The sequence below is a fragment of the Oleiphilus sp. HI0066 genome (assembly GCF_001635725.1).
Genome location: NZ_LWFH01000092.1, coordinates 1 through 1,027, shown reverse-complemented (window position 1 = coordinate 1,027; position 1,027 = coordinate 1). Strand labels below are relative to the sequence as shown.

Below are 1,027 nucleotides of genomic sequence, written 5' to 3'. Positions count from 1 at the left end.
GCGTGTGGCACGAGTGTTGTTATCCACCCAAGCAGAGCAAACGCAAGACTTACTCGCGGCAGATTATCCACAGTTGTCAGTGAAGAGTGTTGATGAGTCAGCGCTAATTGAGCTCTATAAACAGGCAGACACAAGCAAAACGTGGAACTTATGGGTGAGTGATCCGCTGGGTAATGTCATTCTTCGCTACGACTCAACTAATAGTGGCTACGATCTCAAAGACGATTTGAAGAAGTTATTGAAACTCTCAAACATTGGTTAATGGGAGAGAGATGATGTACCGCAGAGTCATTAATAGAGTTGCTATTGGCGCGACGTTTTTAGCTAGTGTTGTGGTTATGCTGGGCGCTTGGACTCGTCTGGTTGATGCAGGTCTTGGTTGCCCAGACTGGCCGGGTTGTTATGGTTTTCTTACTGTGCCAGAGACGCCTGAAAAAATTGCGATCGCCGAAATGCGCTTTCCTGATGCGCCAGTAGAGGTCGATAAAGGCTGGCCTGAAATGATTCATCGTTATTTTGCGAGTCTCTTGGGGTTCGTCCTTCTATGTTTGTCTGTGTACGCTATTAGTGTGCGCGCCAAAATTTCAGGAACGGCGAAAGAAGAGGCTTTACCATATGGGCATATTTTTGGTTTGCTAGCGCTCGTCATCTGCCAGGGCATGTTTGGTATGTGGACGGTCACACTAAAGTTATGGCCGCAAGTTGTAAGTGCGCATTTATTAGGAGGGTTTGCGACCCTATCACTGCTCTTTTTATTGGTGTTGAGAACGAGGCGTGAGCGCGGTGACTCGGATACTGAGCTAAAGAAAAAAGGAACTTCTGTTGGGAAGAAAGCTGCACTTATAGGGCTAATACTGGTCGTTATACAAATATTTTTAGGTGCGTGGACCGCATCGAATTACGCCGCGCTCGCGTGTGGGGATGAACTACCGACATGTCAGGGTAGTTTTTGGCCGGATATGGATTTCGGGAAAGGCTTTGATTTAACGCAAGAAGTCGGCCCCAATTATTTGGGAGGAACGATGGA

General features: G+C 47.2%; 1 protein-coding gene and 1 pseudogene. Both read left to right on the top strand.

The features are described 5' to 3' along the window. A pseudogene (locus tag A3738_RS01470) lies at positions 1-262 on the top strand (hypothetical protein); the annotation flags it as partial. A gap of 10 nt (positions 263-272) precedes the next feature. After that, positions 273-1,027, top strand: a 755-nt coding sequence (locus A3738_RS01465) for a heme A synthase (RefSeq protein WP_156503876.1), incomplete at its 3' end; no start/stop codon positions are given.